This is a genomic window from Sphingomonas endophytica (assembly GCF_014199415.1).
GTDB lineage: Bacteria > Pseudomonadota > Alphaproteobacteria > Sphingomonadales > Sphingomonadaceae > Sphingomonas > Sphingomonas endophytica.
In genome coordinates this window covers 44,692-57,734 of the sequence record NZ_JACIJN010000009.1, presented here as the reverse complement: position 1 = coordinate 57,734, position 13,043 = coordinate 44,692, and the positions used below count along the sequence as shown (strand labels likewise).

The window sequence follows — 13,043 nt, the reverse complement described above, 5'->3', positions numbered from 1 at the left end:
AGTTTCGTTGCTGAATGGCCTATTCTGACCAGAAGATGAGCGGGGGCAAGGTTGGCGCGCTGGTAATCGTCGCGTTGATCCACGTTGCCCTCGGCTATGCCTTCATAACCGGCCTCGCGACGAATTTCGTCAAGAAGCAGGTCGAGAAGCTGAACACGTTCGACGTCGAGGAGCCACCGCCCCCGCCGCCGGAGGAGCCGCCGCCCCCGCCGCCCGACACGCCGATGACGCCGCCGCCGGTGGTGTCGCCGCCGCCGATCGTGCAAAATCCGAATCCGCCGCCCGTGACGGTCGCGACGGTGCCGACTCCGCCGCCGGTCTATGTGCAGACGCCGACGGTCGCACCGCCTGCTCCGCCTGCGCCGCCCGCCCCGCCGGCTCCGCCTGCGGTCAGCAAGGCTGCCGGTCTGAAGGGTAACCCCGGCCAGTTCTTCGGTGCCGACAACTATCCGCCCTCGGCCATCCGCGCCGAAGAGCAGGGACGTGTCGTGGCGAAGCTGACGGTGGGCACCGACGGGCGCGTCACCGACTGCGTGGTCACCACGTCGAGCAATTCCTCGGCGCTCGACCAGGCGACCTGCCGTATCGCCAAGAGCCGCGTGCGGTTCTCGCCGGCACAGGATGCGACCGGGAACCCGATCGTCTCCAGCTATACGCTGCCGGTGCGATGGGTGCTGCCACAAAACTGATCCGCGTGACCCTGGCCGCGCGGACCAAAATCGCCGGCCGACAACTTATCTGGCTTAAGGAAGAAACCGAATGATCATCAACATCCTCGCCGCGGGTGGGACCGCGGCAGCCGAGAACCAGTTCGGCCTGCAGCAGGCGCTGAAGGAAGGCGGCATCATCTCGCAGTCGGTTTTCACCATCCTGGTGGTGATGTCGGTTGTCTCCTTCTACATCCTCTTCTCGAAGCTGTTCGAGCAGCAGAAGATCATCAACCAGGCGAAGCGCGTCCGCTCGCAGTTCTGGAACAGCAACTCGCTGCGCGAGGGGTCGGCGAAGCTGGAGAAGAACTCGGCCTACAAGCAGCTGGTCGATGACGGCCTGGCCGCGCAGGAGCAGCACTCGAAGCTGACCGATCCGATCGAGGCGCACGACTGGCTGCACGGCTCGCTGGCGCGTTCGGAAGCCGCGATCAACTCGAAGCTCGGCGGTGGCCTGGCGTTCCTGGCGACCGTCGGCGCGACCTCGCCGTTCATCGGTCTGTTCGGTACCGTCGTCGGCATCTACCGCGCGCTCATCAAGATCGGCGCGTCGGGCGATCCCTCGATCGACAAGGTCGCGGGTCCGGTCGGTGAGGCGCTGATCATGACCGCGCTCGGCCTCGTCGTCGCGGTTCCGGCGGTGCTGGCGTACAACTGGCTGCAGCGCCGCAACAAGTCGATCTCGGAAGACCTGTCGGCCTTCTCGAACGACGTGCTGGGCTTCCTCGCCTCGAACGGCGCGGTGCGCCCGTCGACCGGCGCGACGACCACCACCGCCAAGGCACCGGTCAAGCCGGCCACGGCGACCACGACCGCCGGCCAGGCCGGTGGCGTGCAGACCCGCCCGTAAGGCGAAGGGATAAGCGGGGCCGTCGCTTCAGGCGGCCCCGTCGATCACCTGCCGCCGCCCCGATGCCGCGCCACGCGGCCCGCTGCGGCGGAACGAGAGAATAGGATAGCCTGATGGCGATGAGCGTTGGCGGTGATTCCGCTGAAAAACCGATGTCGGACATCAACACGACGCCCCTCGTGGACGTCATGCTGGTGCTCCTCATCATCTTCCTGATCGCGGTGCCGGTCGCCATCCAGACGGTGAAGGGCATCAAGCTGCCCAGCGTCGTCTTCGACCCGACCACGACCAAGCCCGAGAACGTTTCGCTGTCGGTCGCCGGCAACAACGGCGCCTGCCAGGTTTACTGGGGCATCACCCCGGTGACCCATCAGGAACTGCTGGACCGTGCGGTCGCCAAGCTGAAGACCGAGATCGACCGTCAGGGCGGCCCGGGCAACCCGGACCTCGAATTGCCCGAGGCGCACGTCCGCGCCGACGTCAATACGCCGTGGCGCTGCGTCGCGGGGACGATCTACAACATGCAGATGGCCGGCTTCGCCAAGGTCGGGTTCATTTCGCAGCCCAAGGGCGGCGGCGCCTGAGCGAGGAGTAGCTGACATGGCAATGAGTGCAGGCCGCGATGACGGCGAGCCGATGATGGAAATGAACACGACGCCGTTGATCGACGTCATGCTCGTGCTCCTCATCATGTTCATCATCACCCTTCCGGTTCCGACGCATGCGGTGAAGGTCGACCTGCCGGTCAACGATCCCAATGCGCGCAAGCCTCCGGTCGACCCGATCAAGAACAAGATCGCGATCGATGCCGCGGGCGGAATCACCTGGAACGGCACCCCGGTCAATTCGACGGTGCTGCGCCAGTATCTCGACCAGTCGGCGGCAATGAGCCCCGAGCCGGAACTTCAGTTCCAGCCCGATCCGGCGACCAAGTATGACGTCGTCGACCAGACGCTGGCTGACATCAAGCGTTCGAACGTGACGAAGCTCGGCTTCGTCGGCAACGAGCAATATTACAAGGATTTCTGATCGCCCCCGGCGATCGGTCTTCCGGAACGATGACGGGCGGTCCCTCGGGGGCCGCCCTTTTTCGTTGGGTCTTCATCCGGTCGATCGTGAAGCCGCTTGCGGCGCTGTCAAATAAGTGACACCTTCGTGTCATAAAACCGTAACGCTGACGTTGGTCGCGGTGGTAAGACAGGAGGGTGAAATGCGTCACAAGCTGATGATGCCAGCGGTCGTGCTCGTCGCATCGATCGCCACGCCCGTGATCGCCAAGGATCGCGTCGGCTATCAGGCGATCGCGTCGGGGCGTCTCGCGCAGGCCGAGCAGACGATCGCGGCCGAGCGCGCGATCTTCCCGGCGCGCCCGGAATTGATGTTGAATCTCGCCGCCGTCTACGCCCGCACCGGTCGCGAGGTGCAGGCGCGTGCGCTCTACGGCGACGTGCTCGGGCGCGAGGCGGTGGCGATGGATCTGGCGGACGGCAGCGTACGCACCTCGCACGAACTGGCACGTGCCGGGATGGCGCGACTCACCACCACGATGGCGACGCGCTGAAGCTGACCCCGTGCCCTTCTGGCAACGTCTGGTGCCTCAAGGTGACGGGGGTGTCGTTCCGGGGCTTTGCCCGCCTTCGCCCAACGTTGCCGTTATGCCCGACAACCGGACGGCGCGGGGAGAAGCCGAGCCCCGAAGCAAGTCCCGGGCGACGACGAAAGGCTGATGGCCGCCGCCGCCAGTTCGACCGTGCGGCTATCGCAATGCGGCGTCGACTTGCGCCACTCGACGCCCGTCGCCGTACAGCGGTCAGAGTCGCGGCAGGGTCACGCCGCGCTGTCCCATATATTTTCCCGCCCGGTCGGCGTAGCTGGTCTCGCAGGGTTCGTTGCCGGACAGGAACAGGAACTGGCAGGCGCCCTCATTGGCGTAGATCTTCGCGGGCAGCGGGGTGGTGTTCGAAAATTCGAGCGTCACATGCCCCTCCCACCCGGGTTCGAGCGGGGTGACGTTGACGATGATCCCACAGCGCGCATAGGTCGACTTGCCGAGGCAGATCACCAGCACGTCGCGCGGGACACGGAAATATTCCACGGTCCGCGCCAGCGCGAAGCTGTTGGGCGGGATGATGCACACGTCGGTCTTGCGATCGACGAAACTGTTGGCCGCGAAATCCTTCGGGTCGACCAACGCATTGTCGACGTTGGTGAAGATCTTGAACTCGTCGGCGACGCGCGCGTCATAGCCATAGCTGGACAGCCCGTAGCTGATACAGCCGTCGCGGCGCTGCGACTCGACGAACGGCTCGATCATTCCGTCGGCGCGCGCACGCTCGCGGATCCAGCGGTCGGACATGACGGACATAAGGCACTTCCCCTCGACTGGCCTGCGCTTTCGCGGCTGCACGCGCGCGGTGCAAGCCCGCAACGACGGGGCGCTATCCGACAGGGGCGCCCGTTGCTATCCCGGTGGCGATGCTCCGCCTGCTGCTGCCGCTCGCTTACCGTCTGCGCCGTCGCGCGATGGCGTTGCTTGGCTGGCGGACGCGCGGGGTCAAGTTGCTGGTGTTCGATCGTGACGGGCGCGTGCTGCTGGTGCGGCACCGTTACGGGCGGAGCGATCTGCATATGTTGCCCGGCGGCGGCATCGCGCGCGGCGAGACGCCGGTTGCGGCGGCAGGCCGCGAGCTGCGCGAGGAAACCGGCTGCATCGCGCAGGAGCTGACGCTGCTCGCGCGGCACGAATCGCGGACCGAGGGTCGACGCGACACCGTGTTCCTGTTCAGCGCGCGCAGCGACGGGGTGCCGGTGCCCGATGGGCGCGAACTGGCGGAGGCGGCTTTCCACCGGCTTGACGAACTTCCGGCGTCACTTTCGCCCGCCACGCAGCGGCGGATCGAGGAATGGCAAGGGCTTCGGGCACGCGTCATCGCCTGGTAGGTCCTTGCGATTCATTCTCACTGCCCCATGGCCTTGCCCCTCCGGAGGCGGGGGTCTAGAGCGTGCCCGTTCCGTTCGCACCTGCGAGAGAGGCGAGAGAGACATAGTGGTCGATCTGTCGCAATACCTACCGATCCTCCTGTTCCTGGGGGTGGCGCTCGCGCTGTCGAGCGCGTTCGTGTTCCTGCCGATGGCGGTCGCCAAGCTGACCGGCGCGGCCAAACCCACGCCCGAAAAGCTGGCCGAATATGAATGCGGCTTCCCCGCGTTCGAGGACAGCCGCTCGCAATTCGACGTGCGCTTTTATCTGGTCGCCATCCTGTTCATCATCTTCGATCTCGAAGCGGCGTTCCTATATCCTTGGGCAGTCAGCGTTTTCTCGCTCGGCTGGACCGCATGGATCTCGATGATGATCTTTATCGCCGAACTCGCGCTCGGCCTTGTCTACGCGTGGAAGAAGGGAGCGCTGGAGTGGGAGTAGAAGCACACTCCGGGCCGATCGGGCTCGTCAACAATCCCGAGCCGGGTCAGGGCGTGATCGCGCCCGACCAGGGCTTTTTCGATGGCCTAAACGGCGAGCTGAACGACAAGGGCTTCCTCGTCACCTCGACCGAAGAGCTGTTCCAGTGGGCGCGCACCGGCTCGCTGTGGTGGATGACGTTCGGGCTTGCATGTTGTGCGGTCGAGATGATCCACGTCAACATGCCGCGCTACGACATGGAGCGGTTCGGGGCCGCGCCGCGTGCGTCGCCGCGCCAGTCGGACGTGATGATCGTCGCCGGCACGCTCTGCAACAAGATGGCGCCGGCACTCCGCAAGGTCTACGACCAGATGTCGGAGCCGAAGTACGTCATCTCGATGGGGTCGTGCGCCAATGGCGGCGGCTATTATCACTATAGCTACAGCGTGGTGCGCGGTTGCGATCGCGTGGTGCCGGTCGACATCTACGTCCCCGGCTGCCCGCCGACCGCCGAGGCGCTGCTCTACGGCGTGATGCAGTTGCAGCGGAAGATCCGCCGCGCCGGGAGCATCGAACGGTGAGGGCGCCGGCTCCCGCCTGGGCGGCGCAGCTCAACGATGCGACGGTCGACGCGGCGCGCGCCGCGATCGGCGGCGCGTTGCTCGACGCGGTCGAGATCGCGGGCGAGGTGCAATTGCACGTCACGCGCGACGGGCTGGTCGCGGCGCTGATCGCGCTGCGCGACACGCCCGGGCTCGAATATCAGCAGCTCATGGAGATTGCGGGCGTCGACTATCCGGACCGCGCCGAGCGGTTCGAGATCGTCTATTGCCTGTTGTCGTTGACCCGCAACCACCGGCTGCATGTACATGTCGGCGCGACCGAGGATACGCCGGTGCCGTCGGTGACCGACATCTGGCCGGTCGCGGGCTGGCTGGAGCGCGAGGTGTACGACATGTACGGCGTGCTGTTCTCGGGCAACCGCGACCTGCGCCGCATCCTGACCGATTACGGCTTCCGGGGGCATCCGTTCCGCAAGGACTTCCCGCTGACCGGGTTCGTCGAGTTGCGCTATTCGGAAGAGCAGAAGCGCGTCGTCTATGAGCCGGTGAAGCTGGCGCAGGACTTCCGCACCTTCGATTTCGAAAGCCCGTGGGAAGGCGCGCAATATGTGCTGCCCGGCGACGAAAAGGCGAAGCTGCCCGAGGCGAAGGGCGCGCCGACCCCGGCGACCGCAACCGAGGTGCAGAAGGCGGGGGCCGCGCAGACGCCGAAGCAGGACGCGCCAGCGCCGAGCCAGCCTTACGCCAAGAAGGACACGACCAGCACCGCCGAAACCGGCGCGGGCCGTGCCGAAACCGATGCCGTGCCGAAGCCGGCCGACCCTGATGTCGTGCCGTCGAAGGGCGGAGGGCAGAACCAATGACCGATACGCCAGTGACGGACAGCTACGTCGAGAAGGAGCAGGCGGTCGATCGCGAGGTCGATCCTGCGATCGAGAAGATCCTGCACGCGACCGACGCCGCGCACCCGACCGAGGGTGACGTGGCGATCCAGAATTACACCATTAACTTCGGCCCGCAGCACCCGGCGGCGCACGGAGTGCTGCGGCTCGTGATGGAGCTGAACGGCGAGATCGTCGAGCGGATCGATCCGCACGTCGGGCTGCTGCATCGCGGCACCGAGAAGCTGATCGAGTACAAGACCTACGCGCAGGCGATCCCCTATTTCGACCGGCTCGATTATTGCTCGCCGGCGTGCATGGAGCACACCTTCGTGCTCGCAATCGAGAAGCTGCTCGATCTCGAAGTGCCGATCCGCGCGCAATATCTGCGGGTGTTCTTCGCCGAGCTGACGCGCATCTCGAACCATATGCTCAATCTCGGGTCGCACGTCATGGACGTCGGCGCGATGACGCCGAACCTGTGGATGTTTGAGATCCGCGAGGATTGCTACGGCTTCCTCGAGCGCGCGACCGGCGCGCGGATGCATCACAATTATTTCCGCCCCGGCGGGGTTCACCAGGACGTGCCGCTCAAGCTGCTGACCGACATCGCCGACTGGCTCGACACGCGGCTGCCGCGGCTGTTCGAGGATGCGATCAGCCTCGTCGCCGACAACCGCATCTTCAAGCAGCGCAACGTCGATATCGCGACCGTCAGCCGCGAGGACGCGATCAAATGGGGCTTCTCCGGCCCGATGATCCGTGCTGCGGGGATCCCGTGGGATCTGCGCAAGTCGCAGCCGTACGACGTCTATGCGAAGATGGACTTCGACGTGCCGGTCGGGACGCGCGGTGACTGCTACGACCGCTTCATGGTGCGCGTCGAAGAGGTACGCCAGTCGGCGCGGATCATGAAGCAATGCCTGGCCGAAATGCCGGAGGGGCCGATCGCTTCGCTTGACCGCAAGGTGGTGCCGCCGAAGCGCGCCGAGATGAAGCGCTCGATGGAGGCGCTGATCCACCACTTCAAGCTGTATACCGAGGGCTATCACGTCCCCGCGGGCGAAGTGTATGTCGCGACCGAAAGCCCGAAGGGCGAGTTCGGCGTGTATCTGGTCAGCGACGGCAGCAACAAGCCGTATCGCTGCAAGATCCGCCCGACCGCCTTTTCGCATTTGCAGGCGATGGACTTCATGAGCCGCGGGCACATGCTGGCCGATACCACCGCTATTCTCGGCGCGATGGACATCGTGTTCGGGGAGTGTGACCGGTGAGCGTCGATCGCGTCGCCGTCGCACACCAGATGGTCGCGCACTATAATGCGCAGGACGCCGACGCCTATGTGGCGGCGATGACCGACGATGCGTGCGAGGCGATGTATCTCGGGGCGGTGCTGCGCGAGGGGCGCGAGGGCGTTCGATCGGGGCTGAAGGCGATGTTCGCGCAATATCCCGAGAATCGCGCCGAGATCCTGTCGACGCAGGAATTTGGCGAGACGGTGCTACTGCACGAGAAGGTCGCGCGCGCGGCCGATGGTGAGAAGTTCGAAGTGATGTCGATCTATTCTTTCGATGGCGACAAGGTGTCGCGCGTGGAGTTCATCCGCTGATGGCCGACGCTCCCATCATCCCCGACGAGGCCGAGGTCCGCGCGCGCTGGGGTGCGTTCCAATGGAACGACGACAGCAAGGCGAAGCGTGACGCGATCCTGTCGCGCTACCCGGCCGGGCGCGAGCAATCGGCGTCGATCCCGCTGCTCGATCTGGCGCAGCGTCAGGTCGGCGCGGAGACGCAGACGCAGGGCTGGCTGCCGGTCCCGGTGATCGAGTTCGTCGCGCGCGAGATCGGCGTGCCGTATATGCGCGTCTACGAGGTCGCGACCTTCTACACGATGTTCAATCTCGCGCCGGTCGGCCGCTTCCACGTGCAGGTGTGCGGGACCACGCCGTGCATGTTGCGCGGGTCGGACGACGTGCTGGCGGCGTGCAAGAACAAGGGCCTCATCAAGGGCAAGACCACGCCCGACGGCCTGTTCACGCTCACCGAGGTCGAGTGCATGGGCAATTGCGCGTCGGCGCCGATGGTGCAGATCAACGACGACAATTACGAAGACCTCGATTACGACCGCACCATCGCGATCCTCGAGACGCTGGCAAACGGCGGCGCACCCAAGCCTGGGACGCAGGAGCCGGGTCGCCACACGGTCGAGCCGAAGGGCGGACCGACCTCGCTGACCGCGATGGTGACCGAAAACCACGATTATCGCGACGAATGGAATGTCGTGACGCAGGGAGCGGACGCATGAGCCTGCTCGACAAGGATCGCATCTTCACCAACCTCTACGGCTATCAGTCGTGGCGGTTGGACGCGGCGATGGCGCGCGGCGACTGGGACAATACCAAGGCGCTGCTGGCGCTTGGCCAGGACAAGATCATCGATGTCATCAAGGCGTCGGGCTTGCGCGGGCGCGGCGGGGCAGGATTCCCGACCGGCACCAAATGGTCGTTCATGCCCAAGGAGCCCAAGCCCGACCGGCCGAACTTTCTCGTCATCAACGCCGATGAATCAGAGCCGGGGTCGTGCAAGGACCGCGAGATCATCCGCCACGATCCGCACAAGCTGATCGAGGGCGCGCTGGTCGCGGGCTTCGCGATGCGCGCGCGCGCGGCGTACATCTACATCCGCGGCGAATATATCCGCGAGGCCGAGGTGCTGTTCGCGGCGGTCGCCGAGGCGTATGACAAGGGCCTCGTCGGCAAGAACGCCTGCGGGTCGGGTTATGACTTCGACGTCTTCGTCCACCGTGGCGCGGGCGCGTACATTTGCGGCGAAGAAACCGCGATGCTCGAAAGCCTCGAGGGCAAGAAGGGCCAGCCGCGACTCAAGCCGCCGTTCCCGGCCGGCGCGGGGCTGTACGGTTGCCCGACGACGGTCAACAACGTCGAGTCGATCGCGGTCGCCCCGACGATCCTGCGCCGCGGCGCTGCGTGGTTCTCCAGCTTCGGCGCGGAGAACAACAAGGGCACCAAGCTCTTCCAGATCTCGGGCCATGTAAACACGCCGTGCGTCGTCGAAGAGGCGATGAGCATCCCGTTCCGCGAGCTGATCGAGAAGCATTGCGGCGGCATCCGTGGCGGCTGGGACAATCTTCTCGCGGTGATCCCGGGCGGGTCGTCGGTGCCGCTGGTGCCCGCAAAGGACATCATGGACGCGCCGATGGACTTCGACGGCCTCAAGGCGGTCGGCTCCGGGCTCGGCACCGCGGCGGTGATCGTCATGGACAAGTCGACCGACGTGGTGCGCGCGATCGCGCGGCTGTCGTACTTCTACAAGCACGAGAGCTGCGGCCAGTGCACGCCGTGCCGTGAAGGCACCGGCTGGATGTGGCGCGTGATGGAGCGGCTGCGCACCGGCGACGCCGAGATCGGCGAGATCGACATGCTCCAGCAGGTGACCAAGCAGGTCGAGGGCCATTCGATCTGCGCGCTGGGTGACGCGGCGGCGTGGCCGATCCAGGGGCTCATCAAGCATTTCCGCCCCGAGCTTGAGCGTCGCATCAACGAGCGTGGCGGCAACGTCGCCCCGATGCAGGAAGCTGCTGAATAATGCCCAAGGTCAAAGTCGACGGAGTCGAGATCGAGGTGCCGCAGGGCGCCACCGTGCTGCAGGCGTGCGAGCTGGCCGGCAAGGAGATCCCGCGCTTCTGCTACCACGAACGGCTGTCGATCGCCGGCAATTGCCGGATGTGTCTGGTCGAGGTGAAGCCGGGACCACCCAAGCCGCAGGCGAGCTGCGCGCTGCCGGCCGCGGAGAACCAGGAGATCTTCACCAACACGCCGATGGTGAAGCATGCCCGCGAGGGCATCATGGAATTCCTGCTCATCAACCACCCGCTCGATTGCCCGATCTGCGATCAGGGTGGCGAGTGCGACTTGCAGGACCAGTCGATCGCTTATGGCCGCGGCCATTCGCGCTTCGACGAGAACAAGCGCGCGGTCACCGAGAAGTATATGGGGCCGATCGTCAAGACGGTCATGACCCGCTGCATCCAGTGCACGCGCTGCATCCGCTTCGCCGAGGAAGTCGCGGGCGTCGAGGAGATCGGCGCGATCTATCGCGGCGAGAACATGCAGATCACTTCCTATCTGGAGGAAGCGGTCAGCAGCGAATTGAGCGGCAATGTCGTCGATCTGTGTCCGGTCGGCGCGCTGACCAGCAAGCCCTACGCGTTCGAGGCGCGCCCGTGGGAGCTGCGCAAGACGTTGACGATCGACGTCATGGACGCGGTCGGCACCAACATCCGCCTCGACAGCCGCGGCCGGCAGGTGCTGCGGGCGGTCCCGCGCGTCAACGACGACGTCAACGAGGAATGGGCGAGCGACAAGACCCGCCACGCGGTCGACGGGCTGGTCCGCAAGCGGCTCGATCGGCCGTATGTGCGCCGCGACGGCAAGCTGCACGCGGTGACGTGGGACGAGGCGTTCGCGGCGATCGCGGCGGTGGACCACGGCGGCTCGGTTGCGGCGGTCGCGGGCGATCTGGTCGACTGCGAGACGATGTTCGCGGCCAAGGCGCTTCTCAAGGGCGTCGGCTCGTCGCTGCTCGAAGGGCGGCAGACCGGGATGGACTATGACACGTCCAGCCTTGCCGCGGTCAACTTCAACACCACGATCGCGGGCACCGAAGAGGCGGACGCAATCCTGCTGGTCGGCACCAACCTTCGCTGGGAAGCGCCGCTGGTGAACACGCGCATCCGCAAGGCGATCAAGAAGGGCGCGAAGGTCTTCGCGATTGGGCCGGAAACCGAGCTGACCTACAAGGTCGAGTGGCTGGGCGCGGACCTGTCGGTGCTCGGCAAGCTGCCCGAGCGCGTGACCGGGGCGTTCGGCAAGGCGAGCAAGCCGATGGTGATCGTCGGCGGCGCGGCGCTGAAGGGCGCGCATGGCGCAGCGCTCGGGCTGGTCGAGACGCTGGGGCTGGTCAAGGACGGCTGGAACGGTTTCAACGTCGTCCACATGGCGGCGTCGCGGATGGGCGGGTTGATGCTCGGCTATGCGCAAAAGGCCGGTATTTCTGCATTGTACGACGCGAAGCTGACCTTCTTCCTCGGTGCCGACGAGTGCGACCATGCGCGCTTCACCGGCTTCAAGGTCTATGTCGGCCATCACGGCGACCGCGGCGCGCATCATGCCGACGTGATCCTGCCGGGCGCGAGCTATGCCGAGAAATCGGGGACGTTCGTCAACCTCGAAGGCCGCGTCCAGCGCGGCGAGCGTGCGGTGTTCCCGCCAGGTGACGCGCGCGAGGACTGGACGATCTTCCGCGCGCTCAGCGAGCGGCTCGGCCAGACGCTGCCGTTCGACACGCTCGACGAATTGCGCGCGGCGATGGCGCTCGACTGCCCGGAGCTGGCGACGCTGGGGCTCAAGACCTTTGCGTGGCACGCGCCGGCGCTCGGCACGACCGCAGAGGGCGTGCTCGAAGGCTATCCAATCAAGGACTTCTATCTCACCAACGCCATTTGCCGGGCGTCGCCGACGATGCAGCGCTGCTCGGCCGAACTGGTGCATGGCGAGAGCTTCGCGGAGGCGGCGGAGTGACCGACTTCTTCAATCATACCGTCGGCCTTCCTTATGGATGGGCGTGGTTCCTCGCGACGATCGTCGGGATTCTGGCGATCGCGCTGCCGTTGATGCTGTCGGTGGCGATGATCATCTATGCCGACCGCAAGATCTGGGCGGCGATGGCGCTGCGCCGTGGCCCGAACGTCGTCGGCCCGTTCGGGCTGTTGCAGTCGTTCGCGGACGGGCTGAAGGTCTTCCTTCAGGAAACGATCGTGCCGTCGGCGGCGAACCGTGGGCTGTTCCTGCTCGCGCCGATCATCACCTTCACGGTCGCGCTGATCGTCTGGGCGGTGGTGCCGTTCCAGCCGGGCGTGGTGCTCGCGAACATCAACGTCGGGCTGCTCTACGTGCTCGCGGCGTCGTCGCTGGGTGTGTATGGGATCATCCTCGCCGGCTGGTCGTCGAATTCCAAATATCCGTTCTTCTCGGCGATCCGCGCCGCGGCGCAGATGGTCAGCTATGAAGTCGCGATCGGCTTCGTGCTGATCTCGGTGGTGATGTGGGCGGGGTCGTTCAACCTGACGACGATCGTCGAGGCGCAAAAGGGGCTGTACGGCTTCATCAACGGCTTTGGGTTCAATCCCTTGCTGTTTCCGATGAGCGTCGTGTTCCTGATCTCGTCGCTGGCGGAAACGCAGCGCGCGCCGTTCGACCTGACCGAGGCGGAGAGCGAGCTGGTCGCTGGCTATCAGACCGAATATTCGTCGATGGCGTTCGCGCTCTACTGGCTCGGCGAATATGCGAACGTGCTGTTGATGTGTACGCTCAACGCGACCTTGTTCTGGGGTGGCTATCTGCCGCCGTTCGACTGGGCGCCGCTGTACATGGTGCCGGGGATCATCTGGCTGTTCGCCAAGATCCTGTTCTTCTTCTTCGTCTTCTCGTGGATCAAGGCGACGGTGCCGCGCTACCGGTACGACCAGCTGATGCGGCTGGGGTGGAAGGTGTTCCTGCCGCTGTCACTGTTCTGGGTGTTCCTGGTGTCGGGCGTGCTGATGTTCATGCGCGTGGGAGTGTAA

At 65.5% G+C, this 13,043-nt stretch carries 16 protein-coding genes; 15 read left to right on the top strand and 1 reads right to left on the bottom strand.

Features of this window, described 5'->3' with window-relative positions; translation table 11 throughout:
• Positions 1-14 precede the first annotated feature (14 nt).
• From FHS97_RS13335 to FHS97_RS13315, 5 genes are all read left to right on the top strand, one after another.
• Positions 15-689: an energy transducer TonB gene (locus FHS97_RS13335; RefSeq protein WP_184038724.1), complete on the top strand. Its 675-nt coding sequence runs from the start codon at positions 15-17 to the stop codon at positions 687-689.
• A 70-nt stretch (positions 690-759) separates the two neighbouring features.
• Complete coding sequence (locus FHS97_RS13330; protein WP_184038719.1) at positions 760-1,557, top strand: MotA/TolQ/ExbB proton channel family protein; 798 nt, start codon at positions 760-762, stop codon at positions 1,555-1,557.
• 113 nt (positions 1,558-1,670) lie between these two features.
• Complete coding sequence (locus tag FHS97_RS13325; RefSeq protein ID WP_184038715.1) at positions 1,671-2,141, top strand: ExbD/TolR family protein; 471 nt, start codon at positions 1,671-1,673, stop codon at positions 2,139-2,141.
• A gap of 16 nt (positions 2,142-2,157) precedes the next feature.
• A complete protein-coding gene (locus FHS97_RS13320) occupies positions 2,158-2,586 on the top strand; it encodes an ExbD/TolR family protein (protein WP_184038710.1) in 429 nt (142 codons plus the stop codon).
• A 181-nt stretch (positions 2,587-2,767) separates the two neighbouring features.
• Positions 2,768-3,118, top strand: a complete 351-nt coding sequence (locus FHS97_RS13315; protein WP_184038707.1) for a tetratricopeptide repeat protein — start codon at positions 2,768-2,770, stop codon at positions 3,116-3,118.
• A 249-nt stretch (positions 3,119-3,367) separates the two neighbouring features.
• Here the strand turns inward: FHS97_RS13315 and dcd are convergent, their stop codons facing one another.
• Positions 3,368-3,922, bottom strand: coding sequence for a dCTP deaminase (gene dcd, locus FHS97_RS13310; protein ID WP_184038704.1), 555 nt, complete (start codon positions 3,920-3,922; stop codon positions 3,368-3,370).
• 110 nt (positions 3,923-4,032) lie between these two features.
• On the opposite strand from dcd, the gene FHS97_RS13305 reads away from it, so the two are divergent.
• From FHS97_RS13305 to nuoH, 10 genes are all read left to right on the top strand, one after another.
• Positions 4,033-4,497, top strand: coding sequence for an NUDIX domain-containing protein (locus FHS97_RS13305; protein ID WP_184039137.1), 465 nt, complete (start codon positions 4,033-4,035; stop codon positions 4,495-4,497).
• A 106-nt stretch (positions 4,498-4,603) separates the two neighbouring features.
• Positions 4,604-4,978 carry an NADH-quinone oxidoreductase subunit A gene (gene ndhC, locus FHS97_RS13300; RefSeq protein WP_058755455.1) on the top strand — a complete coding sequence of 125 codons (375 nt, stop codon included), beginning with the start codon at positions 4,604-4,606 and terminating at the stop codon, positions 4,976-4,978.
• Complete coding sequence (locus tag FHS97_RS13295; protein WP_376699672.1) at positions 4,969-5,538, top strand: NuoB/complex I 20 kDa subunit family protein; 570 nt, start codon at positions 4,969-4,971, stop codon at positions 5,536-5,538. The genes ndhC and FHS97_RS13295 overlap by 10 nt, the downstream gene beginning before the upstream one ends.
• Positions 5,535-6,383, top strand: a complete 849-nt coding sequence (locus FHS97_RS13290) for an NADH-quinone oxidoreductase subunit C (protein ID WP_184038702.1) — start codon at positions 5,535-5,537, stop codon at positions 6,381-6,383. Before FHS97_RS13295 ends, FHS97_RS13290 begins: the two co-directional genes overlap by 4 nt.
• Positions 6,380-7,675, top strand: a complete 1,296-nt coding sequence (locus tag FHS97_RS13285; protein WP_246346668.1) for an NADH-quinone oxidoreductase subunit D — start codon at positions 6,380-6,382, stop codon at positions 7,673-7,675. Before FHS97_RS13290 ends, FHS97_RS13285 begins: the two co-directional genes overlap by 4 nt.
• Positions 7,672-8,010 carry a nuclear transport factor 2 family protein gene (locus FHS97_RS13280; protein ID WP_343053455.1) on the top strand — a complete coding sequence of 113 codons (339 nt, stop codon included), beginning with the start codon at positions 7,672-7,674 and terminating at the stop codon, positions 8,008-8,010. The genes FHS97_RS13285 and FHS97_RS13280 overlap by 4 nt, the downstream gene beginning before the upstream one ends.
• Positions 8,010-8,705, top strand: a complete 696-nt coding sequence (locus tag FHS97_RS13275; protein WP_184038700.1) for a complex I 24 kDa subunit family protein — start codon at positions 8,010-8,012, stop codon at positions 8,703-8,705. The genes FHS97_RS13280 and FHS97_RS13275 overlap by 1 nt, the downstream gene beginning before the upstream one ends.
• Entirely contained in the window at positions 8,702-10,006 is a 1,305-nt protein-coding gene (gene nuoF, locus FHS97_RS13270) for an NADH-quinone oxidoreductase subunit NuoF (RefSeq protein ID WP_184038696.1), read from the top strand. The genes FHS97_RS13275 and nuoF overlap by 4 nt, the downstream gene beginning before the upstream one ends.
• Entirely contained in the window at positions 10,006-12,000 is a 1,995-nt protein-coding gene (nuoG, locus tag FHS97_RS13265; protein ID WP_184038693.1) for an NADH-quinone oxidoreductase subunit NuoG, read from the top strand. Before nuoF ends, nuoG begins: the two co-directional genes overlap by 1 nt.
• A complete protein-coding gene (gene nuoH, locus FHS97_RS13260) occupies positions 11,997-13,043 on the top strand; it encodes an NADH-quinone oxidoreductase subunit NuoH (RefSeq protein WP_184038689.1) in 1,047 nt (348 codons plus the stop codon). The genes nuoG and nuoH overlap by 4 nt, the downstream gene beginning before the upstream one ends.

Coding starts and splice junctions, on each gene's coding strand:
- FHS97_RS13335 (WP_184038724.1), top strand. CDS start 15: ATGGCCTATTCTGACCAGAAGATGAGCGGGGGCAAGGTTGGCGCGCTG.
- FHS97_RS13330 (WP_184038719.1), top strand. CDS start 760: ATGATCATCAACATCCTCGCCGCGGGTGGGACCGCGGCAGCCGAGAAC.
- FHS97_RS13325 (WP_184038715.1), top strand. CDS start 1,671: ATGGCGATGAGCGTTGGCGGTGATTCCGCTGAAAAACCGATGTCGGAC.
- FHS97_RS13320 (WP_184038710.1), top strand. CDS start 2,158: ATGGCAATGAGTGCAGGCCGCGATGACGGCGAGCCGATGATGGAAATG.
- FHS97_RS13315 (WP_184038707.1), top strand. CDS start 2,768: ATGCGTCACAAGCTGATGATGCCAGCGGTCGTGCTCGTCGCATCGATC.
- dcd (WP_184038704.1), bottom strand. CDS start 3,922: ATGTCCGTCATGTCCGACCGCTGGATCCGCGAGCGTGCGCGCGCCGAC.
- FHS97_RS13305 (WP_184039137.1), top strand. CDS start 4,033: ATGCTCCGCCTGCTGCTGCCGCTCGCTTACCGTCTGCGCCGTCGCGCG.
- FHS97_RS13285 (WP_246346668.1), top strand. CDS start 6,380: ATGACCGATACGCCAGTGACGGACAGCTACGTCGAGAAGGAGCAGGCG.
- FHS97_RS13275 (WP_184038700.1), top strand. CDS start 8,010: ATGGCCGACGCTCCCATCATCCCCGACGAGGCCGAGGTCCGCGCGCGC.
- nuoF (WP_184038696.1), top strand. CDS start 8,702: ATGAGCCTGCTCGACAAGGATCGCATCTTCACCAACCTCTACGGCTAT.
- nuoG (WP_184038693.1), top strand. CDS start 10,006: ATGCCCAAGGTCAAAGTCGACGGAGTCGAGATCGAGGTGCCGCAGGGC.